Raw genomic sequence first — 22,543 nt, forward strand, 5'->3', positions numbered from 1 at the left:
GAGTCACCTGCATATAAAAAGCTGCCGCAAGGCAGCTTTTTTTTTACCCGGATGATTCGGTGCGCTCATTTTGCCGGATGGCGGCTGCGCCTTATCCGGCCTACAAAAGACCGCGATCCCTTTAACAACAACGCGCACAATCCCGTAGGCCGGATAAGCGTTAGCGCCATCCGGCAATAAGACAATCTACCGCACGACCAACACCGGAATATGCGCGTGGCGCACCACGCTTGAGGCATTGGAGCCGAGCAGATGGGTGCTAATGGAGGGGTTGCGCGAGGCGATCACCACCATATCCGCATGCAGCTCTTCGCCAAGCTCATTAACCATATCGCGCACGCTGCCGAAGCGAACATGGGTATGTATGCGCGAAGGATCGATAGAGAAATGGCTTCGCATACTCTCCAGGCGGGTTTGCGCCTCCTGGTGCAGATGCTCCTCAAAGCGGCGTAAATCGGCGGCGAAGCGGTGCAGGCTCAGGCTGGCGGAAGCGGGTAACACATGCAGCAGGTGAATAACACCTTCGCTCTGGGCGAGAAACTCTGCGTGGCGGACGGCTTTGTCACTTAACTCCATTTCGAAAATATCGACCGGCATAATGATTGTCTGGTACATAAACGCGTCTCCCTGTGGGTTATGTCCCAGGAATTGAAGCACAAAGAGAGGGGGGATTTTGCTGCATGGGTGGCAAATCTGAACAATGGCGGGCGCCGGAAAGAGGATGCGGGCGCATCCTCTGCAAAACAAAGCAGGGCGGGGATCAGAGCATGAAATCGCCAGCGGCTTCGGGCTGGTAAAGCAGCTCCAGCACTTCAAGGTCGGTGGTGGTTCCCCCCGGCAACGTCCAGTGAATGGAATCACCAACACGTAAACCTAACAGCGCCGCGCCCACCGGGGCCAGTACCGACAGCTGCGTGGCGCTGTCTGTCATCTGCGCCGGGTAGACCAGCGTACGTACGCGGATTTCACCGCTTTTCAGCTCGCGGAATTTTACCGTGCTGTTCATCGTCACCACATCATGCGGCATCGCTTCTGGCGCGCACATATTGGCGCGATCCAACTCCTCATTCAGCGCATCCGCGACCGCAAGGCTGGCATGAGCAGGCTGCTCCAGCAAGCGGTCAAGGCGCTCAGCGTCTCGCTCATTAATGATAATGGCAGGTCTGGACATCTCTTACTCCGTGTCAGGTGATTGATCCAAAGAAAAACCCTCGCCGACGGGCAGCGAGGGTTTGTCTAAAGCTGATGATACTAACCCGGCCCCATGCTGTGAAGTGACCAGGCGCACATTTGCCTCAATTATGATTATTCCGCAGCGATCAGTAGCCCGCGCTGTCGAGGATAAAGTGATCCCCACAGTTGCCGGGGTGCGGCTGTGGCAGCAGCGAGCGGCCAGAGAGCGGCGCGTTAATCGCTTCGGCTTTGATAGCTACCTGCATTTCTGTCAAATAGGCCGGGTTGCCGTTGCAGGTGAGTTTCACCGCTTTCACGCTCTGCTTACCGTAAGCCTCGGCGACGGCAGCATCAAAGGCGGTGCGGGTGATCGCTTTGCCGTAGTTATTGGCAAGAAATACCCCGAGCGGGCTGGTTTTGATCTCATGATTCAGACGTACCATCGCGCCAAAATAGTCATCGGGATCGAAGCCGAAACAGACGCCGTGCTTGGCATATTCATAACGCTCAAGGCAGGAGTTACCGCCGGAGCCGGGCATGGCGGCGTTGAGTTTATCTGCCATCTCCAGCGATAAACCGGTCTCTGCCGCCGCGCATTTCTGGCTGGTTTTCGCTTCCGGCATATTGGGGATCGGGCGCGTGGCGCAGCCAAAACGCATCCAGCGGCGGTTATCGACGCCGCGCGCGGCGATCGATTTCGGCAGGCCCGGCCATAAACCGTGCACCGTCAAATTATCGGCTTTGTCGTCCGGGGATTTTTGCAGGCGGCACTCGTCAGGCTCGTCGCGCCCGTTGTCATGCATGCTCTGGCAAAAACCGGTCTGCCAGGAGAGCGCCAGTACGTAGCGATCAAAATCGCCATACTGCTTCGGTTGCAGCGGTGCGGCATAGGCAGAAGTAAAGAGTAGCGCGGCAATGCCTGTGCTGATGAAGAGTCCCTTTTTAAACATTTCAGTTCCTGATTAATGGGTCCAGATAATTGCCATAGGTTATTAAACCATAAAAAAAGCGCCGGGCAGGCGCTTTTTCAACTTCTGAAACCCGGCAGGGTTAGTGAACTGCTGCGCCAGGCACAAGGATTTCGGTAGCCACAATCACCACCACCAGGCCAACCAGAATCGGCACGGAGGTGCGTTTTACCACTTCAAACGGCGAAATGTTTGCCATCCCGGCAACGGCAACCACCACGCCTGAAACCGGCGAAATGGTGCGACCAAGGTTGGAGGCCTGCAACATCGGAATCGACAGATAGGCCGGGTTGATGCCCGCTTCGCGCGCCAGTTTTGGGATCATCTCCACAAACGCGTAAAACGGCGCATTACCGGAACCCGTCGTCATCGCCGCCAGCATGGTGAGGATCACCAGCACCAGCATCAAAATAATGCTCGCGGAACCGAACGAGGTAGCAATTGAGATCAGGCTCTGGATAAAGCCGATGGTGCTCAGCCCCTGGGCGAAGACGCCCGCAGCAACCAGCAGCATCACGACACCGGCAAAGGCATCGGCCATGCCGCGCCAGGCCACTTCCAGCCCGCTGAAGACATTCTGCGTATTAAAGCCGCGCAAAAATTCCAGCACTGCGGCAATCAGCATACAGATCACGAGGATGGTAATAATGTGCAGCTCCGGGCCCCATTTGCCGTCGAAAATCAGCACGCCGATGATTGGCGTAAAGGGCAGGATGGCGTAAAACGCGGGCGCACGGGTGGTGATCTCTTTCACATCCAGCATTTCGCTAACAATATTCTCTTTCTTATCGAGGTAGCGCTGCCAGAAGAAGTGGGCGATGGCCATGGCGATAATCGCGGCAATAGAGATCGGCAGGGTAGTTTTAAAGGCGAAATCAACCAGCGGCATCTCTGCGGCTTTCGCGGCCAGCACCACATCGCCGGAGGTGGGCGAGAGAATAATCGCTGCCGGGGAGGCGCAAATCGCCGCCGCCGCGCCGCGGCTGATGCCGACGTTAACCATCACCGGGAAGAGCGTTGCCATCAGCAGCACGCCAAGGCCGGTTGCCGAAGAGACCGCCAGCGACATCAGGCAGGCGACAAAGTAGGCGGCAATCATCAGGATATAGGGCGAGTTGATAAAGCGCAGCGGGCGCGACGCCAGCTTAACCACCATATCGTTAGCGCCGATGTGCGTCATGTAGGCAGCAAAACCGCACAGCATCATGATCATCATGCCGAGATCGCCGCCGCGGCTCATCAGCAGGATTTTTATATATTCGACAATGTCGGTAGCGCGATACCCGGTGCTGGTGGCGCTGGAGGGTAATATTGAGTGGCCCATCAGCGCGCTGACGATCAATAACGCCAGACCGCCGACAAACAGTACGCCGGTGGCGGAGTAGCCTTTAATGATGTAGCGGGCAACGCCGACAATTACCACGACGCCGATCAACAGCTCAATCAGGGTTGAAATCATATTGGGTCCCGGAGGTTGGACAAAAAAAAAGTAAAGTAATCAAAACTGCACCGCAATGTGCCGAATAACGGCAGCGTGATAGCTGATTAAAATCAACAAAGCGCTGCATTGCGCGCAATATTACGTGAATTGTTATAAATCAGAAAAATAAATACAGGTGAAACGATAATTCAGGCTAATGAATTTCGGCGGTTATGTTTTATTCGTGATAACGGTTGGTTAATTGTTTTGGCGTTTTTCGTTTCGGTTTGATTTGACAGCTATATTCACTAAAAAAGCCTTTAAAAATAGAAAGCGGGCTGCTTATACTCGCCGTTACCTTCACTCACCCATGGCGATGTTATGCACGCAGCCTGGCTCTACCGATTGCGCTTTATTAAGCGGCATTTATTAATGCTGCTTATCGCACTGGGTTGGCTGCTGATCCAGAGCCAGATGGCGATTGCCTCCCACGGCTGCGCGCTTCCGGTACCGGGTGAAGCGATGGCGCAGCAGCATCTGCACCATCTGGCAATGGGTGATGACGCGCCCAAAGCCCACGCGATGAAAGCGCCGCTCTGCGAGAAGCACTGCGTGCCCGATCAGGTGCAAAAAGAGAGCCATTACCCTTCACTGGCGGCGCTGCCCGCCACGATAATGCTGGCGATTGCCGAACCCGTTTGTTCTGCTATCACTTCGCGCAGCTGGGTATTAACCCCGCCTGCCGTTGGCCCTCCGGCCACCATCCGCTTCTGCCGCTTTCGCGAATAGAGACCTGTTAACACATTGATTTGAATTTCATTAATGTTTAACAGGAGATTTTCTATGCGTAGCTATTTACTCTGCCTGCTCTCAGGCATCCTGCTTTTCCCGCATCTCAGCGCTTACGCGCAAACGCACGACATGGCGCACCATCACGCAATGCCGGCTCAGGTTTATCAAAGCCAGGGCAGTGTCAAAAAAATCACCCCGCAGGCGATCTCTATCGCCCATCAGGCTATTCCCGCGCTGCACTGGCCGCCGATGACCATGCAGTTTATGGTTGCGCCGGAGCATCCGCTGGCGCAGGTGATGGTGGGTGACAAGATCAGTTTCAGCTTCAGCCAGAGCGAGCAGGGTTACACCCTTATCTCTGTAACGCCGTTACCGTAAGCGGGAGTAGCCATGAAACGATACTCGCTGAGCCTGCGGCTCGGCGGGGTTTGCCTTGCGCTTATCTGCTCCGCCGCGCAGGCGGAGCCGTTAACGCTGACGCAAACCTTGGCCGCCGCAGAGCGCTACTCTGCTGAACTTTCTGCTAACCGTAACGAAGCCCGGGCGCTGGATGCGATGGCGGATTCCGCCCGCCAGTTGCCCGACCCCAAACTCAAATTTGGCATTGAGAATGTGCCGGTACAGGGCAATAACGACCGCCGTTTGACCCGCGAAGGCATGACCATGCAGCGCATTGGCGTGATGCAGCAGTATGTCAGCGCGGAAAAACGCGATCGCAAGGCCGACACCTTGCTGGCCGAAGCGCGCAGCGTCGAGGCCAAATCCCATGTGGTGCGCGCGGCGCTCCAGCGCGATACCGCCCAGGCGTGGCTTGAGCTGGCGCTCTCGCAGCGGGCGCTGCACACCGCCCGGCAATTAGTGGCGGAAACCGCGCGTCAGCAGGGCGCGCAACGCGCCAGCGTTGGCACGGGTAAGGCCCTGCCGGACAGCGTGCTCGCCTTTCAAATCGGCCTGAGCGCGATGCGCGATAAAGTCACTCTTGCCGAGCGGGATGTGCAACTGGCGCAGACCCGGCTGATACAGTTGACCGGGCAGCCGATCACCGCTGTCAGCGGCGAGCTTCCCCGCTATCAGCGTCTGCCCGCCGATGAGAAAACGCTGGAGGAGGCGATTCGCCAGCATCCCGACATGCTGGCTGCCGCAAGTGTTGCCAACAGCGCCAAAGCCCGCTCGGCGGAGTCGGCGATTGCCGCACTCCCCGATGTCGAGGTGGAGGTGTGGTATGGGCGGCGTGCCGAGGGGTATGAAGATATGGCCGGGGTGATGTTTACCGTCGACCTGCCGCTGTTTCAGTCCCGCCGCCAGGATAAAGATCACGCCGCTGACGTCTCCCGCACCATGCAGGCCAATGACCAACTGGCGCTCGCCGAGCGTGAGCATCTCGCCGGGCTTCACACCCTGATTGCCCAGTACAACGCCGCGCAAGCCCTCTGGCAGCGCCAGCGGGATGACGTGCTGCCGCTTTTGCGCAGCCGTGCCGCGCTGTTAGCGGCCCAGTATCGCGCCGGGCAGTCCGATCTCCCGGCGCTGCTTGAGGCGCGCCGCAGCGTGCTCGACGGTGAACTGGCGCTCAATCAGGCCGAAAAAACGATGGCGCAGCAGTGGACAGCGATCCGCTGGCTTATCCCGCAGGAGGTGATGTGATGAAACGAACTCTGTTAGCCGTGGCGGTTGCCGCCTGCGTAGCTGCCAGTGCCGGTTACCTTGCGGGTCGCCACCAGAGCGTACCCGCTGAAAGCAGCCAGCCGTCGCAGGCGCGTAAAGTGCTCTACTGGTACGACCCGATGGTGCCGGATCAGCGCTTCGATAAGCCGGGCAAATCGCCCTTTATGGATATGCCGCTGGTGGCGAAATATGCCGATGATGCACCCGTTGACGGTGGCGTGCGCATCAGCGCCCAACAGCAGCAAAACCTTGGCATGACCACCGCCAGGGTGGAGAAACGGCCGCTCGCCAGCGCTTTCAGCGCGTTTGCCAGCGTGACTACTGATGAGCGTGCGATGCAGATCGTGCCGTCACCGGCGGCGGGCGTAGTGGAGAAACTCTTTGTCCGTGCGCCGCAGCAGTGGGTGAAAAAGGGCGAGGCGCTGGCGCAGCTCTGGATCCCGCAGTGGACCAGTGCGCAGCAGGAGTATCTGGCGGTGCGCCAACTCGGCGACAGCGAACTGACGCGCGCCGCCCGCGAACGGCTGGCGTTGCAGTTTATGCCGCAAGAGGTGATTCGCGCGGTGGAGCGCAGTGCCAAAGCGCAGACCCGGCTGATTATTCGCGCCGCGCGCGACGGCTATGTCACTAAACTCGATACCCGGGAAGGGGCGCAGGTCATCGCCACGCAAACGCTGTTTGAACTGGCGAGCCTCGATCCGGTCTGGCTGCTGGTCGATTATCCGCAAAGCCAGGCGCAGGCGCTGACGGTTGGCAGCGAAGTGGAAGCGACCAGCGAAAGCTGGCCGGGCGAGCGATTCCACGGTCGCGTCAGCGAACTGTTGCCGCAGCTCGCCAGCGCCACGCGCACGCTGCAAGCGCGCATCGTGCTGGAGAACCCGCAGCAGAAGCTGAAACCCGGCATGTTTCTTACCGTCACCCAGCCGGAAGGAGCACAGCAGCCTGCGGTGCTGGCAATCCCGGAAGAGGCGTTAATCGAAAGCGGGCGCGCCAGCCGCGTGCTGCTGGCAACCGGCGAGGGCCATTTCCGCGCGGTGAATGTGTCGGCCGGACGGCGCGCGCAGGGTTGGCGGGAGATCCTCTCCGGGTTGCAGGAGGGCGATGAGGTGGTCACTTCTGGGCAGTTCCTGATTGACTCCGAAGCGAGCCTGCGCAGCGCCTTGCCAGAGCCATCGCCCGTCGTCAAAAAAACGCCGGAATACCGAAGCACTGGCGTGGTGCAGGCGCTTGATACCGGGACCATCACCCTCAGCCATCAACCGATCCCCGAACTGAACTGGGGAGCGATGACGATGGACTTTGTGCTCAAAGAACCCGATCCGCAGGTGAAAGTGGGCGATAAGGTGATGTTCAGCTTCACGCTGGATGACGAAGCGGGCGCGGTCATTACCCATCTGATGCCGGAGGCGACGAAATGATTGCTGCCGTGATTCGCGCCTCATTACGCAACCGCCTGCTGGTTCTGCTGGCGGCGCTTGTCCTCACCGGCTGGGGCATCTGGTCGTTGCAGCGCGCGCCGCTTGATGCGCTTCCCGATCTCTCGGATGTGCAGGTGATTATTCGCGCCAGCTATGCGGGCAAGGCGCCGCAACTGATTGAGGATCAGGTGACCTATCCGCTCACCACCGCCATGCTCTCGGTGCCGGGGGCAAAAACCGTGCGCGGCTACTCGATGTTTGGCGATGCCTATGTCTATGTGCTGTTTGACGACAACACCGACCTCTACTGGGCGCGCTCGCGGGTGCTGGAGAGCCTGAGCCAGATTCAGGCATCGCTGCCCGCCGGGGTGGAGGTGGGCCTTGGGCCGGATGCCACTGGCGTCGGCTGGATCTATGAGTATGCGCTGGTGGATCGCAGCGGTCAGCATAACCTCGCCGATCTGCGCGCCTTGCAGGACTGGACGCTGAAGTTTGAGCTGAAAACTGTATCCAACGTTGCCGAGGTCGCCAGCGTCGGCGGCATGGTGCGCCAGTACCAGATTGTGCCGGACCCGCAAAAGATGCGCGCGCTCAATATCACCCATCAGCAGTTAGTAAGCGCGGTGCAGGCGGCAAATCAGGAGAGCGGCGGCGCGCTGCTGGAGATGGGCGAAGCGGAGTTTATGCTGCGCACCAGCGGCTACTTACGCCAGCCGGAGGATTTTCGCCAGACGGTGATCGCCAGCCGCGACGGCGTGCCGGTGATGCTTTCCGATATCGCGACCGTACGTCTCGGGCCAGAGTTGCGCCGGGGCGTGGCGGAGTATAACGGTGAAGGCGAAGTGGCGGGCGGCGTGATTGTTATGCGCTACGGCAAGAATGCGCTACAAACCATTCAGGCGGTCAAAGCGAAGCTTGCTGAGATACAAAAAACGCTGCCTGCCGGAGTGGAGATTGTGCCGGTTTACGACCGCTCGACGCTGATTGAGAGCGCCGTCGGCACGCTGACCCATAAATTGATTGAAGAGTTTATCGTTGTCGCGCTGGTCTGCACGCTGTTCCTGTTCCACTTTCGCTCGGCGCTGGTGGCGATTGTCTCGCTGCCGCTGGGCATTCTCGGCGCGTTTATCGTCATGCACTATCAGGGGATTAACGCCAATATCATGTCGCTGGGCGGCATCGCGATTGCCATCGGCGCGATGGTCGATGCGGCGATTGTGATGATTGAGAACATGCACAAAGTGATGGAGCAGTGGCGGCACGATAACCCTGGCCGTTTGCCGGAGCGGGGCGATTACTGGCGCTTCTCCGAGCAGGCGGCGGTGGAGGTCGGCCCGGCGCTCTTTTGCAGCCTGCTTATCATCACGCTGTCGTTTATTCCTGTCTTCTCGCTGGAGGCGCAGGAGGGGCGGATGTTCTCGCCGCTGGCGTTCACCAAAAGCTGGGCGATGGCTGTCGCCGCCGGGCTGGGCATTACGCTGGTGCCAGTGCTGATGGCGCTGTTTATTCGCGGCAAGATCCCTGATGAGAAGGCCAACCCGATTAACCGCGTGCTGATCCGACTGTATGAACCGCTGCTCGATAAGGTGCTGGCGTGGCCGAAAGCAACGCTCGCCATCGCCCTGCTGCTGTTGCTGGCGACCGCCTGGCCGCTCAGCCGCCTTGGCAGTGAATTTATGCCGCCGCTGGATGAGGGCGATCTGCTCTATATGCCCTCGACGCTGCCGGGCATTTCCGCCCGCGAAGCGGGGCGCTTGCTGCAACAAACGGACCGTTTGATCAAAAGCGTGCCGGAGGTGGAGAGCGTGTTTGGTAAGGCGGGCAGGGCGGAGAGCGCGACCGATCCTGCACCGTTGACCATGCTGGAAACTACCATTCGCTTTAAACCGCGCGCGCAGTGGCGGCCCGGCATGACGCCGGAAAAACTGATCGATGAGCTGGATAAAACCGTCAGCGTACCGGGCATCGCCAATGTCTGGGTGCCGCCGATCCGTAACCGCCTCGACATGCTGGCGACCGGCATTAAGAGCCCGGTAGGGATTAAGGTGAACGGCAATAACATTGCCGATATTGAGCGCGTGGCGCAGCAGATTGAGCAGGTGGTGAAAAGCGTGCCGGGCGTCACCTCCGCGCTGGCGGAGCGGCTGGCGGGCGGGCGCTATGTTGATATCAACATTAATCGCCAGCAGGCCGCGCGTTATGGCGTCTCGGTGCAGGAGTTACAGGCGCTGGTTTCAACCCTGGTGGGCGGCGAGAAGATTGGCGAGGTGTTACAGGGGCGCGAGCGGTTCCCCATCAATGTGCGTTACCCGCGGGATCTTCGGGCGAACGTCGACGATCTGCGCGCGCTACCGGTGATCACCGCCAGCGGCAGCCAGATTGCGCTCGGCGATCTGGCAGAAGTGGTTATTACCGAAGGGCCGCCGATGCTGAAGAGCGAAAATGCGCGCTTGTCGAACTGGATCTACGTCGATCTGCGTGGGCGTGATTTGAAGTCGGCGGTGGAGGAGATGCAGCAGCGGGTGGCGCAGCAGGTGAAGCTGCCGCAGGGCGTTACGCTCAGCTGGTCCGGGCAGTTTGAGTATCTAGAACGCGCGACGGCGAAGTTGAAAATTGTCCTGCCGGTGACGCTGATGATTATCTTTGTTCTGCTGTTTATTACCTTCAAACGGGTATCTGATGTCCTGTTAATTATGGGGACATTGCCCTTCGCATTAATAGGCGGCGTCTGGTTGCTCTGGCTACTGGGATATAACTTATCGGTGGCTGGAGCTGTCGGTTTTATTGCGCTGGCCGGTGTAGCCGCAGAGTTCGGGGTTATTATGGTGCTCTATCTCAATCATGCGCTTGAGAAATATCGCATCTCTGAATCCGATGAACCTAATAAACGACTGCTTCTCGCAATACATGAGGGGGCGGTTTTACGCGTGCGCCCGAAAGTGATGACGGTGGCGACCATTATGGCCGGGCTGCTGCCTATCATGTGGGGCGGCGGCAGCGGCGCAGAGGTGATGAGCCGTATCGCGGCACCGATGATCGGCGGGATGGTCACCGCTCCGCTGCTATCAATGCTGGTGATTCCGGCGCTCTATTATCTGCTGCATCAAAAGCGCTGACCTTAATAAGCGCCCCGGCAACGGGGCACTTGATACTTTATTAAGTTTTGTAACCAGTCAGGAAATGGGACTCTTCCTGGCAGCTTTAAGAATAACGCTAATTTCGTTAAGGAACTATTAAGGTAAGGTGTCGGAAAATAGAAGTTGATTTGTTATATGGAAAATTTGTTGTGGCTGTTTATAAAAAATTTAAATATTTCGCTGTCTTTTTGTGTTTACAGATTTTACTGATTCCAACACTTCACGCAGCAGACAAACCCTGGTACACCGTTTTCGCTGACAACGTTAAGCAAACGTGGCAGCAGCCGGATAACTACGATCTCTATGTGCCTGCCATCACCTGGCATGCGCGTTTTGCCTATGACAAGGACAAAACCGATCGCTATAACGAGCGTCCGTGGGGCGCAGGCTTTGGTCAGGATCGCTGGGATGAGAAAGGGAACTGGCACGGGCTCTACCTGATGGCGTTCAAAGACTCCTTTAACAAGTGGGAGCCAATTGGCGGCTACGGCTGGGAAAAGACCTGGCGCCCGCTGGCGGATGAGAATTTCCATCTGGGTCTTGGTTACACTGCGGGTGTCACCGCGCGCGATAACTGGAAATACATCCCGATTCCGGTGCTGCTGCCACTGGCCTCCATTGGCTATGGACCGGCGACGTTCCAGATGACCTACATTCCCGGCACTTACAACAACGGTAACGTTTACTTCGCGTGGATGCGCTTTCAGTTTTGATCGCCGCATCAGTGGTTATAGTGAACAAAGAGTAAACAGCGCGAAAAACGCGGAATAATGCGGCGCTGGAAAAAAGTTCGCGACATTTATCACTTTTTCGCGAATAACGACTGGACAAAACTCGCGACAATTGTTGTACTGATACCCGACACAGCATTTGTGTCGTTTTTTCATGTAAAGGTAATTTTGATGTCTAAGATTAAAGGTAACGTTAAGTGGTTTAATGAATCCAAAGGATTCGGTTTCATTACTCCGGAAGATGGCAGCAAAGATGTGTTCGTACACTTCTCTGCAATCCAGAGCAATGGTTTCAAAACCCTGGCCGAAGGTCAGCGCGTTGAGTTTGAAATCACTAACGGTGCCAAAGGCCCATCTGCTGCTAACGTAATGCCTGTTTAATCAGCGCGTACAGCAAGAATTCCAAAACCCGCCGAAAGGCGGGTTTTTTATTGCCTTCAGTTTGCGTTAGCGGTTGAGAGGAGCCAGAACGCCAGTGCGGTCATGGCAAACGATCCCAACAGGTTAACGGCGACATTCAGCAGCGCCCAGCCTGCGCGCCCTTCCTGCAGTAAAAACACCACTTCCGCCGAAAAGGTGGAGAAGGTCGTCAACCCGCCGCAAAACCCGGTGGTTATCAGCACTTTCCACACCGGATCGATATGCGTCATACGGTTAAACCACGCCAGCCCGGCGCCAATAATAAATGCGCCAATTAAGTTCGCCGTCAGCGTACCAAGCGGAATGATTTGATGAACCGGGTTAAGCTTCATACTTAACATCCAGCGCGCCACGCTGCCCGTGCCGCCGCCAATAAATACCGCTAAAAGGAGTTGTAACACTGAGCTATCCTGCTATCTGATAAGTGAATGTGCCGAGTTTACCGTCGTGGCCGGAAACTGGCTATGGCAATACTGTAAGGAGAAACGTGATGATTGTTGCTGCCGGACAATTTGCTGTCACACCCGTGTGGCAAACTAACGCCCGTACGTGTGTATCCTTAATGGCACAGGCCGCGCGTCAACAGGTCTCGCTGCTGGTGCTGCCAGAGGCATTACTGGCGCGGGATGATAATGACCCGCATATGTCGGTGAAATCCGCACAGCGGCTTGATGAGGGCTTTCTGAGCCTGCTTTGCGAAGAGAGCCGACGTAATACCATGACCACTGTGCTGACCATCCACGTTCCGTCGACAGCGGACAGGGCGGTTAATACGCTGGTGGTATTGCGCGGTGGGGAGATCATCGCGCAGTATGCCAAGCTGCATCTTTATGATGCGTTCAGCATGCAGGAGTCCGCACGGGTCGACGCCGGAAACACATTGCCACCGCTGATTGAGGTGGAGGGCATGCAGGTGGGTTTGATGACCTGTTACGATCTGCGTTTCCCTGAGCTGGCATTATCGCTGGCGTTACAGGGTGCTGAACTGCTGGTGCTGCCCGCTGCGTGGGTACGCGGGCCGCTAAAAGAGATGCACTGGGCGACGCTGCTTGCCGCGCGGGCGCTGGATACCACCTGTTATGTGGTGGCTGCCGGCGAGTGCGGCAACAAGAATATTGGCCAAAGCCGGATCGTCGATCCGCAAGGTGTTACGCTTGCCGCGGCAGCCGAGGAGGCGCAGTTAATTTTTGCCGATGTGACGGCTGAGCGCGTGGCGCAAACGCGGGAAAAACTTCCTGTTTTGCGTAACCGCCTTTTTGCGCATCCTCAATTGTTGTGATGTTTTTTTAATCAGTGCTTGATTCATCTCGTTACAGATTGCTATTGTGTGCGCGCACTGAATGACCGTTAATGGTGTCAGGTTATCAACGGTGCTTTTTACAGCCTGTTTTATGAAAGAAGGTATCTATGGGTGAGATTAGTATTACTAAACTGCTGGTCGTGGCCGCGTTAGTGGTTCTGCTGTTTGGGACCAAGAAACTGCGTACTCTGGGTGGCGATCTTGGTGCAGCGATCAAGGGCTTCAAAAAAGCCATGAACGATGATGATGCCGCGAAGAAAGACGCAGACGTTGTCACAGCAGAGAAACTCTCTCACAAAGAGTAATCGCGCCACGACAGGCGAAAAAAAAACCGGCTATCAGCCGGTTTTTCTGTTTTGAGTGTAAGTAAGTGTTACTTCACTTCCATCCCTTTGGCCTGCAAATCTGCATGGTAGGAGGAGCGGACAAACGGACCGCAAGCGGCATGGGTAAAGCCCATCGCCAGCGCTTCCTCTTTCATCTCTTCAAACTCATCCGGGCTGACGTAGCGCTGCACCGGCAGGTGATGACGGCTCGGTTGCAGATACTGGCCCAGCGTCAGCATGGTCACGCCATGGCGACGCAGATCGCGCATCACTTCAATGATTTCCGCATTGGTTTCGCCTAAACCGACCATCAGGCCCGATTTTGTCGGGATCTCCGGGTGCGCTTCTTTAAAACGCTCCAGCAGTTTCAGCGACCAGTTGTAATCCGCACCAGGACGCACCTGGCGGTAGATACGCGGTACGTTTTCCAGGTTGTGGTTGAAAACGTCCGGCGGCGTGGCGGTGAGGATATCAAGCGCGCGATCCATACGGCCGCGGAAATCCGGCACCAGGGTTTCGATTTTGATCGTCGGGCTCTTCTCACGAATCGCAGTGATGCAGTCAGCAAAGTGCTGGGCGCCACCGTCGCGCAGATCGTCACGGTCAACGGAGGTGATCACCACATAACGCAGCGCCATATCGGCGATAGTCTGCGCGAGCTTCAGCGGTTCGTTGGCATCCGGCGCAACAGGACGGCCATGCGCCACATCGCAGAACGGGCAGCGACGAGTACAGATGGCGCCAAGGATCATAAACGTGGCGGTACCGTGGTTGAAACACTCAGCGAGGTTCGGGCAGGAAGCCTCTTCGCAAACAGAGTGCAGCCCGTTTTTGCGCATGGCAGCTTTGATACCCTGGATACGGGAGGAGTCGGCCGGGAGTTTGATTTTCATCCATTCCGGTTTTCTTAACAGGGCTTCACGCTCTGTTGCCACGTTTTTTACCGGGATAAGCGCCATTTTATCGGCGTCGCGATACTTTACACCGCGTTCCATCACAATGGGTTTACTCATAGCGTGCGTGTTCCAGTTGCGGGTGACGAAGAAGGCATTTCAATTCAAGGAGAAGTTGTATTTATCAACTATTTTTGAATTAACGTAGGCGCAGTATACCATCTCTGGCGGGGATAAAGCAGCCTGACGGACTGCCAAATTGTGAAATAGTTGTTGTTTTGTGCTAAAGGCCCGCAGGCCATTTATCACTTTTCCTGGTACCAGCGGGCGTTAAAACGCCCGTCTGATCACATCTACCACGCTCTCCAGCACCGGGTCGCGCAGGCTTAACTTGTTGTAGTAAAGCGAAATATCCAGGCGCTCATTGTTGACCGGCGGGAAGGGGATCTCGACCAGCGGCCAGCAGTGGCGGAAAAGTTCATATAAACGGCACGGCATCAGACCGAGCAGATCGCTGTTACCAATCAGTGCGGCAATTGTGAACATATTGTAACTGCTAAACGAGACCTGGCGTTCAGGGAAGAGATCCTGCATCCGCTGGCGCAGCGCGCTCAGGTTTTGCCCCTCAAGCATCAACAGCGTGTGCTCATACTTCTGCAACGCCAGCTCATTAATCGGTTCGTTCAGGCAAGGGTGATCTTTGCGGCACACCAGCATGAGGCGGTCAGAAAAGAGTACGTGGTGATTGATGGTGCGCGAACTGGCGATATGGGTATCGATAATCAGATCGGTCTGGAACTGGCTGAGCTGACTTTCAGCATCGCTTATCGGGATGTTGCGCATCATCAGATGCGGGGCGCTCTCTTTGATCGCCTGAAAGACCACCGGGATCACCAGCGCGCCAATAGAGGGCGTGGTACCCACCGTTATCGTGCGCTGCTTATCGTAGCTGCCGGTTAAATCGAGCGCGCCGAGAATCGACTCCAGCCCCTGGCTGATATATTCATGCAGATGGGCTGCATAAGCGGTCGGCGTCACGCCCTGACCTTTGCGAATGAAAAGCGGATCGGGAAATATTGAACGCAATTTTTGGATTGACTGGCTAATAGCGGATGGCGTTAGGTTCAGCACTTTCGCGGCGTTAACGATCCCTTTATGCACATATACCGCCTCAAAAATGGTCAATAAATTGAGATCAATATTGCGCAGGGTTCGGAAGACTTGCGGCTTATCATCCTGGGGACGCACTGTTATTCGCTTTTCCGGCAGGCTCTTATTATCCACGCTTGTGCTCCGTTTTCATTCGCAATATGAATGATAGTTGAATTTGTTTTTTTTGTTCATCAGCAAACTGAGTTAACGTCCTGTCTCGTCTCATCATTACGTAGATTTTTTCATCACGATGCCGGGCAATGCAGTCGGAAAACAATTGGCCTGAAGCATATGTAAGAAGTCTGGCGAAGCATGGTAACGCATATTAGCCAGAGAGGGCAGGCAGGTTGAAAATAGAGAATATGGCTTCTATTGTAAAGCGTTAACAGGGCAAATAAATAACGACCCGCACAAATTGCGGGCCATCATACATCATACATTAAGCGCTCATATATTGATGAGGCGGATTGTTTAGTAACGCTAAAAAGTGCTGGATAAGAATCGTCCTTATTTTATCCATGTTCGCGTTTTCAACAAGTTTGCTGACCTGGGTCATTTCCATCCCGGCATAACCGCACGGGTTGATGCGCATAAACGGTGCGAGGTCCATATCAATATTCAGCGCCAGACCATGGAATGAGCAGCCTTTGCGGATGCGTAAACCGAGCGAGCAGATCTTCTTGCCATCGACATAGACGCCCGGCGCATCCGGCCGTGCATTCGCCACAATATCGAGCTGCGCCAGGGTATTGATCACCGTGTTTTCCAGCAGCGTGACCAGCTCACGCACGCCAATTTTCCGGCGCTTGAGGTTAATCAACACATAAATAACCTGCTGACCCGGCCCGTGGTAGGTCACCTGGCCACCGCGATCGCTCTGAATGACCGGAATATCGCCCGCGGCGAGCACGTGTTCGGCTTTACCGGCCTGGCCCTGGGTAAAAACAGGCGGGTGTTCCACCAGCCAGATCTCATCGGGGGTGTCGTCATCGCGGCGATCGGTGAAGTCGTGCATCTCCTGAGAAACAGGCGCGTAGGGCTGTAAACCAAGATTGCGGATAAGAATGGTGTCCTGAGACAAAACGGCATCTCCGGCGGAGAAAAGAGTGCGGGGAGTATATCACAGCGAAAACGTTACCCGAATGGCTCCGGGTAACGTCACTAACTTTTACAGCACCATACGAACAATTTCGATATTGCCAAGCTCTTCGTACAGCGTTTCAACTTGTTCAATATGCGTCGCGTTGATGGTAATTGAGACCGAGTGGTAGTTGCCTTTGCTGCTCGGTTTTACCTGCGGAGAGTAATCACCTGGCGCATGGCGCTGTACCACTTCAACCACCAGATCAACCAGCTCAGGCTTCGCCAGACCCATCACTTTGTAAGTAAAAGGTGTCGGGAATTCAAGCAGTTCTTTAAGATTGGTTTTCATGTCAGCTCCGGCGTAAAAAATAACAACTCCTGCCGAAGGGGCAGGAGTTTTTTGAGATGTTCAGTATATGGGGGCAGAGATCACACTTTCAAGTGCGCAATCTTTAGCCAAACCAGTGGTGGAACATCAATTTAATGTAATCAATGATTTTGCCGAAGAAGTTACCTTCCGGGATCTCCTGCAGCACCACCAGCGGACGCTGTTCGATGGTTTTGCCATCAAGCTGGAAGTTGATGCTGCCGACCACCTGGTTTTTCTGCAACGGCGCGTGCAGCTCGCTGCTGTTCAGCACATAGCTCGCTTTCAGGTCTTTCATACGACCGCGCGGAATGGTCAGGTAGACATCTTTATCCACGCCCAGCGAGGCGCGATCGCTGTCACCAAACCAGGCTGGCTCAGAGGCGAACTCTTTCCCGGCTTTCAGCGGGCTGACGGTTTCGAAGAAGCGGAAGCCCCAGGTGAGCAGTTTCTTGCTCTCGGTTTCACGCCCTTTAAAGGTACGTCCACCCATCACGGCGGAGATCAAACGCATCTGGCCTTCGGTTGCCGAGGCCACCAGGTTGTACCCGGCGCGATCGGTGTGACCGGTTTTGATGCCGTCAACGTTCAGGCTGTTATCCCACAGCAGACCGTTACGGTTGGTCTGGCGGATGCCGTTGAAGGTGAACTCTTTCTCTTTGTAGATGGAGTATTCGTTCGGCACATCGCGGATCAGCGCCTGGCCAATCAGCGCCATATCACGGGCGGAGCTGTACTGACCTTCAGCGTCCAGGCCGTGCACGGTCTGGAAGTGGCTGTTTTTCAGGCCCAGCGCGTTAACGTAGCTGTTCATCAGGCCAACGAATGCGTCCTGGCTGCCGGCGACGTAGTCGGCCATTGCCACGCAGGCGTCATTACCCGATTGCAGGTTGATACCACGGATAAGCTGGGAAACCGGCACCTGCATGCCAGGTTTCAGGAACATCAGCGAGGAGCCGCGGAACACCGGGTTGCCGGTTGCCCAGGCGTCATTACCGATGGTCACCACATCGCTCTCTTTGAACTTACCCGCTTTCATTGCCTGACCGATAACGTAGCTGGTCATCATTTTGGTCAGGCTTGCCGGATCGCGACGCGCATCGGCGTTCTGTTCCGCCAGCACTTTGCCGGAGTTGTAATCGATCAGGATATAGGACTCCGCATCGATCTGCGGAACGCCTGGGATCATGGTTTTAATGTTCAGGTCATCGGCATGCGCAGCGGAGAGGGCAGCTGCGGTCAGCGCCGTGGTGAGCGCCAGGCGCTGCACGAAACGAGCGGAAAAAGTGGTCTTCATGGTCGAACAACGACATCCGTGATGGAGTTAAAAAAAGTGCCTTACTATAGCAAAAGCTATACCGGCAGGCATCTGACTTTGCGCGTGAGAGTGTGAATCATACTTACACAAATTGACAAACTCAGACACCTTTCCTGACTACTGGGCGCGGGTTACAAAAGATTGTAACTGCGCTTCGCTCTGCAGACGCTGCTGCAGTGCGCTGGCCTCAGACTTATTGCTGAACGGCCCTAACTGGATACGCCACACCGCACCATTCTGCGTCACGCGGCCCGGCACGGAGAACTGCTGCGCCAGGCGCTGCTGATACTGCTGCGCGCGGGTCTGATCGCTTACTGCGCCAACCTGCACCACATAGCTTCCGCTGGCCGCTGCGGCGGCGGCAGGCGCACTGGCAGCCGGTGCCGCGCTGTGAACGGTGCCCTGCACCGAACCAGGTGCCGTCACCGGGGAGTTACGCGTTGCAGGCGCAGCCGTCTGTGTAACCGGCTCTGTCTGGTTCACCGGCGTAGCGGCAGCAGGCTGGGTGGTGGTGTTCATTGCGGGCTGCGCGGCCTCGCTGCTCTCCAGCACGCCAGAGGCGAGCGGCGTTTGCGCGCCGAGGAAACCGCCGCTGCGCACCGGGGCACCGGTCGCATCATCGCTTTTCAGCGTATCGTTACTGATCGGCTGCACGTTAGCCTGCGTTTCCGCTGGCTGTGCGGCAATCGGCTGCATCGGCTGGGCTTCGTTCGGCTGCGGCGCAGCGCTCATGCCGCCCCCGCTCAAATCCGGGCGCGCGGGCAGGGCGTAGGTCTGCTGCGCCACTTTGGTACAGGCCATCCCCGGGCCAGAGAGCGAGCCATCCTGCGCGACAATAATCGGATCGATGCGCACTTTGGTGTTATTCGAGGTGTTCAGGCGATCGGCAGAGGCGCGCGACAGCGAGATAACGCGATCGCTGCCGTAAGGACCACGGTCGTTGATGCGCACCACAATCATGCGGCCGTTCGCCAGGTTGGTGATACGCGCATAGCTCGGAATTGGCAGCGTCGGGTGCGCGGCAGTAAGCTGCATCGGATCGAACGCTTCACCGGAGGCGGTCAGGTTGCTGCCCGGCTCGGCGTCATAGATGGCGGCAAAGCCCGCCTGGCTGAAGCGGGAGGGATCCTGCACGATGGTGTAGCGTTTACCGTCGCGCTCATAATCCTGATTCGCCGTGGCGTTAGGTGTTTCATAGCGCGGCTCAGCGCCGCTGATCTCCACCACCGGGCCGTTGCAGACCGCAGGCTGTGGCGCAACCATCGTCTGCTGCTGATTATCATTACTCGTACAGGCCGCCAGTAATCCTGCTGCTATACAGATCCCAGGCCAAAGCTTATGCATTGCGCACCTCTTAAACGTTCTTGGACAACATTTTTCTGTGGGTATGGATCGACATCACGATACCAAACCCGGCCATGAGTACGATGAGGGCGGAACCCCCGTAACTGATCAGCGGCAGCGGAACGCCTACCACCGGCAAGATACCGCTTACCATACCAATATTTACGAACACATATACGAACAGAATCAGCATCAAACCGCCAGCCATCACCCGGCCGAAGGTGGTTTGCGCCCGCGCGGCGATCCACAGCCCGCGCATAATCAACAGCAGGTAGAGCGCCAGCAGGATCAATATTCCTACCAGGCCCAGCTCCTCCGCCAGTACGGCGAAGATAAAGTCCGTGTGGCGCTCCGGCAGAAACTCCAGCTGTGACTGGGTGCCGTGCAGCCAACCTTTGCCGCTGAGGCCGCCGGAACCAATGGCGATTTTCGACTGAATAATATGGTAGCCCGCGCCGAGCGGATCGGTTTCCGGATCGAGCAGCATCATCACGCGCTGGCGCTGATAATCATGCATCAGGAAGAACCACATTATCGGAATAAAGGCGGCGACAAGCAGCGCGGCAATGCCGATTAGCCGCCAGCTCAGGCCGGAGAGGAACAGCACAAACAGCCCGGAGAGCACCACCAGAATCGAGGTGCCGAGATCCGGCTGCGCCGCCACCAGCAGGGTAGGGACGAAGATCAGCACCAGCGCAATGCCGGTATTTTTCAGCGATGGCGGGCAGACATCGCGGTTGATAAAGCGCGCCACCATCAGCGGTACGGCGATTTTGGCAATCTCCGAGGGCTGAAAACGCACCACGCCGAGATCGAGCCAGCGCTGCGCGCCTTTGGAGATAGCGCCGAAGGCGTCAACCGCAATCAGCAGGATAACGCAGAAGACATAGAGATATGGTGCCCAGCCTTCATAGACGCGCGGCGGCACCTGCGCCAGCACGACCATGACCACCAGCCCCATAGCGATTTGGCCGATTTTACGTTCGGTCATGCCGATATCCTGGCCGCTGGCGCTCCAGATAACGATCGCGCTGTAAAACAGCAGCGCGAGAATGATCAGCAGCAGCGCTGGGTCGAGATGGATCTTATCCCAGAACGATTTTTTGTTCGGATTATCCGTCATGATTATTGGTCCTCTGCCGCGGCCGTGGAGGGGTTTTCCGCCGGCAATTCGGTGTTGTTGTCGCCAAGCATAATGTGGTCGAGGATCTGCCGCATGATGGTACCCACGGCCGGACCTGCGCCGCCGTTTTCCAGAATCATGGCGACGGCGACCTGCGGATTGTCGTACGGGGCGAAAGCGGTCATCAATTTATGGTCACGCAGACGCTCGGCAATACGGTGGGCGTTATAGGTTTCGTTCGCCTTCAGGCCGAAGACCTGCGCGGTACCCGATTTCGCCGCCGCTTTGTAAGGCGCGTTGGCAAAATATTTGTGACCGGTGCCGTTAGGGCGGTTCGCGACGCCATACATGCCATCTTTGGCAATCTCCCAGTAGCCGGAGTGAATATCACCCACCGGTGGCTGTGTGGGCTGCTTCCACGGCACTTTTTTGCCATCCTCGACGGTGCTCATTAGCAGGTGCGGCACTTTTACGATGCCGTCATTAATCAGCGTCATCATCGCTTTGTTCATCTGGATCGGCGTCGCGGTCCAGTACCCCTGGCCGATGCCGACCGGGATGGTATCGCCCTGATACCAGGGTTTCTTGAAGCGCTTCAGTTTCCATTCGCGGGTTGGCATGTTGCCGGAGCGCTCTTCCGAAAGGTCGATGCCGGTGTAGTGGCCGTAACCGAACTTGCTCATCCACTCGGAGAGCCGATCGATGCCCATGTCGTAAGCAACCTGGTAGAAGAAGGTATCGGCGGACTCTTCCAGGGATTTGGTGACATTCAGATGCCCGTGTCCCCATTTTTTCCAGTCGCGATACCGTTTTTCGGAACCCGGAAGCTGCCACCAGCCGGGATCGAACAGGCTGGTATTGCGGGTGATCACCCCGGCGCTGAGCGCGGAGACCGCGACATAAGGCTTAACCGTTGACGCTGGCGGGTAGACGCCCTGGGTGGCGCGGTTAATCAGCGGCGTGTTCGGGTCATTGAGCAGCCCGGAGTAATCCTTGCTGGAGATACCATCCACAAACAGGTTCGGGTCGTAACTCGGCGTTGAGACCAGCGCCAGGATACTGCCGGTGCGCGGATCGGTCACCACGACCGCCGCACGGCTGCCGGCGAGCAGGGTTTCAATATACTGCTGCAGCTTAAGATCGAGCGTCAGGTAGATATCGTGTCCCGCCTGTGGCGGCACCTCTTTCAGCTGGCGGATCACGCGGCCCCGGTTGTTCACTTCCACTTCTTCATAACCGGTCTGGCCGTGCAGCACATCTTCGTAGTAGCGCTCGATGCCAAGCTTGCCGATATCGTGGGTTGCGGCATAGTTGGCAAGCTTGCCATCTTTATCCAGCCGCTCGACGTCTTTATCGTTGATTTTCGACACGTAGCCGATAACGTGGGTTAACGCAGAACCATAGGGGTAGTAGCGGCGTTTATAGCCTTTTACTTCCACGCCGGGAAAACGGTACTGGTTGACGGCGAAGCGCGCCACCTGCACTTCCGTGAGGTTGGTTTTCACCGGAATCGAGGTAAAGCGGTGCGAGCGCGCGCGCTCCTTTTTGAAGTTGGCGATATCGTCATCGTTCAGATCGACCACATCGCGCAGCGCGTCGAGGGTTTGCTGCACGTTATCGACCTTCTCCGGCATCATCTCCACCTGGTAGATGGTGCGGTTCAGCGCCAGCGGCGTGCCGTTGCGATCGTAAATAATGCCGCGACTGGGCGCGATGGGCACCAGTTTGATGCGGTTTTCGTTGGAGCGGGTTTGATAGTCCGCAAAGCGGACGATTTGCAGGTTATAAAGGTTGGCGATCAGCACGCCGGAAAGCAGCAATATCCCCGTAAAAGCGACTACTGCCCGGCGCACAAACAGCGCGGACTCAGCCGTATAGTCGCGAAAAGAGTTCTGTAATTTCATCCGCTGCTA

22 protein-coding genes are annotated in these 22,543 nt (G+C 56.7%); 9 read left to right on the top strand and 13 right to left on the bottom strand.

Going from position 1 to position 22,543, the window contains the following annotated elements:
* Positions 1-186: 186 nt before the first annotated feature.
* The 4 genes from uspG to dcuC all read right to left on the bottom strand — a co-directional run bounded on the left by uspG (position 187) and on the right by dcuC (position 3,597).
* Positions 187-615, bottom strand: a complete 429-nt coding sequence (uspG, locus tag IAE48_RS17605) for a universal stress protein UspG (RefSeq protein WP_023479942.1) — start codon at positions 613-615, stop codon at positions 187-189.
* Between the two features lie 145 nt (positions 616-760).
* Positions 761-1,171, bottom strand: a complete 411-nt coding sequence (gene rnk / locus IAE48_RS17610) for a nucleoside diphosphate kinase regulator (protein WP_042715712.1) — start codon at positions 1,169-1,171, stop codon at positions 761-763.
* Positions 1,172-1,319: 148 nt separating this feature from the next.
* Positions 1,320-2,123: a ribonuclease I gene (gene rna / locus IAE48_RS17615; protein WP_200135144.1), complete on the bottom strand. Its 804-nt coding sequence runs from the start codon at positions 2,121-2,123 to the stop codon at positions 1,320-1,322.
* A gap of 100 nt (positions 2,124-2,223) precedes the next feature.
* On the bottom strand, positions 2,224-3,597 hold the full coding sequence (gene dcuC, locus IAE48_RS17620) for an anaerobic C4-dicarboxylate transporter DcuC (RefSeq protein WP_094193105.1): 1,374 nt from the start codon (positions 3,595-3,597) through the stop codon (positions 2,224-2,226).
* A 345-nt stretch (positions 3,598-3,942) separates the two neighbouring features.
* Between dcuC and IAE48_RS17625 the strand changes: the two genes are divergently transcribed.
* The 7 genes from IAE48_RS17625 to cspE all read left to right on the top strand — a co-directional run bounded on the left by IAE48_RS17625 (position 3,943) and on the right by cspE (position 11,685).
* On the top strand, positions 3,943-4,350 hold the full coding sequence (locus IAE48_RS17625; protein ID WP_200135145.1) for a DUF2946 domain-containing protein: 408 nt from the start codon (positions 3,943-3,945) through the stop codon (positions 4,348-4,350).
* A gap of 54 nt (positions 4,351-4,404) precedes the next feature.
* A complete protein-coding gene (locus IAE48_RS17630; RefSeq protein ID WP_233631639.1) occupies positions 4,405-4,731 on the top strand; it encodes a copper-binding protein in 327 nt (108 codons plus the stop codon).
* A gap of 12 nt (positions 4,732-4,743) precedes the next feature.
* Entirely contained in the window at positions 4,744-5,997 is a 1,254-nt protein-coding gene (locus IAE48_RS17635) for a TolC family protein (protein ID WP_200135146.1), read from the top strand.
* Complete coding sequence (locus IAE48_RS17640) at positions 5,997-7,436, top strand: efflux RND transporter periplasmic adaptor subunit (RefSeq protein ID WP_200135170.1); 1,440 nt, start codon at positions 5,997-5,999, stop codon at positions 7,434-7,436. The genes IAE48_RS17635 and IAE48_RS17640 overlap by 1 nt, the downstream gene beginning before the upstream one ends.
* Positions 7,433-10,552 (top strand): efflux RND transporter permease subunit, encoded by a 3,120-nt coding sequence (locus IAE48_RS17645; RefSeq protein WP_200135147.1) that lies wholly within the window; start codon positions 7,433-7,435, stop codon positions 10,550-10,552. The genes IAE48_RS17640 and IAE48_RS17645 overlap by 4 nt, the downstream gene beginning before the upstream one ends.
* 170 nt (positions 10,553-10,722) lie before the next feature.
* Entirely contained in the window at positions 10,723-11,286 is a 564-nt protein-coding gene (pagP, locus tag IAE48_RS17650; protein ID WP_076769543.1) for a lipid IV(A) palmitoyltransferase PagP, read from the top strand.
* Between the two features lie 189 nt (positions 11,287-11,475).
* The gene (gene cspE / locus IAE48_RS17655) at positions 11,476-11,685 is read left to right on the top strand and encodes a transcription antiterminator/RNA stability regulator CspE (RefSeq protein WP_007373839.1); all 210 of its coding nucleotides are present in this window, start codon (positions 11,476-11,478) and stop codon (positions 11,683-11,685) included.
* Between the two features lie 56 nt (positions 11,686-11,741).
* Here cspE and crcB read toward each other — a convergent pair whose 3' ends face one another.
* Positions 11,742-12,125 carry a fluoride efflux transporter CrcB gene (gene crcB / locus IAE48_RS17660; protein ID WP_054804124.1) on the bottom strand — a complete coding sequence of 128 codons (384 nt, stop codon included), beginning with the start codon at positions 12,123-12,125 and terminating at the stop codon, positions 11,742-11,744.
* Positions 12,126-12,214: 89 nt separating this feature from the next.
* Here crcB and IAE48_RS17665 point away from each other — a divergent pair, with 89 nt between their 5' ends.
* Both IAE48_RS17665 and tatE read left to right on the top strand, forming a co-directional pair.
* Entirely contained in the window at positions 12,215-13,003 is a 789-nt protein-coding gene (locus IAE48_RS17665; protein ID WP_200135171.1) for a deaminated glutathione amidase, read from the top strand.
* A 128-nt stretch (positions 13,004-13,131) separates the two neighbouring features.
* On the top strand, positions 13,132-13,329 hold the full coding sequence (gene tatE, locus IAE48_RS17670; protein ID WP_023479962.1) for a twin-arginine translocase subunit TatE: 198 nt from the start codon (positions 13,132-13,134) through the stop codon (positions 13,327-13,329).
* Positions 13,330-13,397: 68 nt separating this feature from the next.
* Here the strand turns inward: tatE and lipA are convergent, their stop codons facing one another.
* The 8 genes from lipA to mrdA all read right to left on the bottom strand — a co-directional run bounded on the left by lipA (position 13,398) and on the right by mrdA (position 22,534).
* Positions 13,398-14,363, bottom strand: coding sequence for a lipoyl synthase (gene lipA, locus IAE48_RS17675; RefSeq protein ID WP_034813118.1), 966 nt, complete (start codon positions 14,361-14,363; stop codon positions 13,398-13,400).
* A 210-nt stretch (positions 14,364-14,573) separates the two neighbouring features.
* Positions 14,574-15,527, bottom strand: a complete 954-nt coding sequence (locus tag IAE48_RS17680; protein WP_094420488.1) for a YbeF family transcriptional regulator — start codon at positions 15,525-15,527, stop codon at positions 14,574-14,576.
* A 307-nt stretch (positions 15,528-15,834) separates the two neighbouring features.
* Entirely contained in the window at positions 15,835-16,476 is a 642-nt protein-coding gene (lipB, locus tag IAE48_RS17685; protein WP_200135148.1) for a lipoyl(octanoyl) transferase LipB, read from the bottom strand.
* Positions 16,477-16,563: 87 nt separating this feature from the next.
* Positions 16,564-16,827, bottom strand: coding sequence for a DUF493 family protein YbeD (gene ybeD, locus IAE48_RS17690; protein ID WP_017455881.1), 264 nt, complete (start codon positions 16,825-16,827; stop codon positions 16,564-16,566).
* 103 nt (positions 16,828-16,930) lie between these two features.
* Positions 16,931-18,142: a D-alanyl-D-alanine carboxypeptidase DacA gene (gene dacA / locus IAE48_RS17695; protein ID WP_023479926.1), complete on the bottom strand. Its 1,212-nt coding sequence runs from the start codon at positions 18,140-18,142 to the stop codon at positions 16,931-16,933.
* Positions 18,143-18,280: 138 nt separating this feature from the next.
* Positions 18,281-19,507 carry an endolytic peptidoglycan transglycosylase RlpA gene (gene rlpA / locus IAE48_RS17700; RefSeq protein ID WP_200135149.1) on the bottom strand — a complete coding sequence of 409 codons (1,227 nt, stop codon included), beginning with the start codon at positions 19,505-19,507 and terminating at the stop codon, positions 18,281-18,283.
* Between the two features lie 10 nt (positions 19,508-19,517).
* Positions 19,518-20,630 carry a peptidoglycan glycosyltransferase MrdB gene (gene mrdB / locus IAE48_RS17705; protein WP_023479966.1) on the bottom strand — a complete coding sequence of 371 codons (1,113 nt, stop codon included), beginning with the start codon at positions 20,628-20,630 and terminating at the stop codon, positions 19,518-19,520.
* 2 nt (positions 20,631-20,632) lie between these two features.
* Positions 20,633-22,534, bottom strand: a complete 1,902-nt coding sequence (mrdA, locus tag IAE48_RS17710; RefSeq protein ID WP_200135150.1) for a peptidoglycan DD-transpeptidase MrdA — start codon at positions 22,532-22,534, stop codon at positions 20,633-20,635.
* Between the last annotated feature and the right edge of the window lie 9 nt (positions 22,535-22,543).

Source organism: Kosakonia sp. S57 (assembly GCF_016516575.1).
Lineage (GTDB): Bacteria > Pseudomonadota > Gammaproteobacteria > Enterobacterales > Enterobacteriaceae > Kosakonia > Kosakonia cowanii.

What these genes read in the sequence shown, in the direction of transcription:
- uspG (WP_023479942.1), bottom strand. Translation starts at nt 615, where the DNA reads ATGTACCAGACAATCATTATGCCGGTCGATATTTTCGAAATGGAGTTA.
- rnk (WP_042715712.1), bottom strand. Translation starts at nt 1,171, where the DNA reads ATGTCCAGACCTGCCATTATCATTAATGAGCGAGACGCTGAGCGCCTT.
- rna (WP_200135144.1), bottom strand. Translation starts at nt 2,123, where the DNA reads ATGTTTAAAAAGGGACTCTTCATCAGCACAGGCATTGCCGCGCTACTC.
- IAE48_RS17625 (WP_200135145.1), top strand. Translation starts at nt 3,943, where the DNA reads ATGCACGCAGCCTGGCTCTACCGATTGCGCTTTATTAAGCGGCATTTA.
- IAE48_RS17630 (WP_233631639.1), top strand. Translation starts at nt 4,405, where the DNA reads ATGCGTAGCTATTTACTCTGCCTGCTCTCAGGCATCCTGCTTTTCCCG.
- IAE48_RS17635 (WP_200135146.1), top strand. Translation starts at nt 4,744, where the DNA reads ATGAAACGATACTCGCTGAGCCTGCGGCTCGGCGGGGTTTGCCTTGCG.
- IAE48_RS17640 (WP_200135170.1), top strand. Translation starts at nt 5,997, where the DNA reads ATGAAACGAACTCTGTTAGCCGTGGCGGTTGCCGCCTGCGTAGCTGCC.
- IAE48_RS17645 (WP_200135147.1), top strand. Translation starts at nt 7,433, where the DNA reads ATGATTGCTGCCGTGATTCGCGCCTCATTACGCAACCGCCTGCTGGTT.
- cspE (WP_007373839.1), top strand. Translation starts at nt 11,476, where the DNA reads ATGTCTAAGATTAAAGGTAACGTTAAGTGGTTTAATGAATCCAAAGGA.
- IAE48_RS17665 (WP_200135171.1), top strand. Translation starts at nt 12,215, where the DNA reads ATGATTGTTGCTGCCGGACAATTTGCTGTCACACCCGTGTGGCAAACT.
- tatE (WP_023479962.1), top strand. Translation starts at nt 13,132, where the DNA reads ATGGGTGAGATTAGTATTACTAAACTGCTGGTCGTGGCCGCGTTAGTG.
- lipA (WP_034813118.1), bottom strand. Translation starts at nt 14,363, where the DNA reads ATGAGTAAACCCATTGTGATGGAACGCGGTGTAAAGTATCGCGACGCC.
- ybeD (WP_017455881.1), bottom strand. Translation starts at nt 16,827, where the DNA reads ATGAAAACCAATCTTAAAGAACTGCTTGAATTCCCGACACCTTTTACT.
- dacA (WP_023479926.1), bottom strand. Translation starts at nt 18,142, where the DNA reads ATGAAGACCACTTTTTCCGCTCGTTTCGTGCAGCGCCTGGCGCTCACC.
- rlpA (WP_200135149.1), bottom strand. Translation starts at nt 19,507, where the DNA reads ATGCATAAGCTTTGGCCTGGGATCTGTATAGCAGCAGGATTACTGGCG.
- mrdB (WP_023479966.1), bottom strand. Translation starts at nt 20,630, where the DNA reads ATGACGGATAATCCGAACAAAAAATCGTTCTGGGATAAGATCCATCTC.
- mrdA (WP_200135150.1), bottom strand. Translation starts at nt 22,534, where the DNA reads ATGAAATTACAGAACTCTTTTCGCGACTATACGGCTGAGTCCGCGCTG.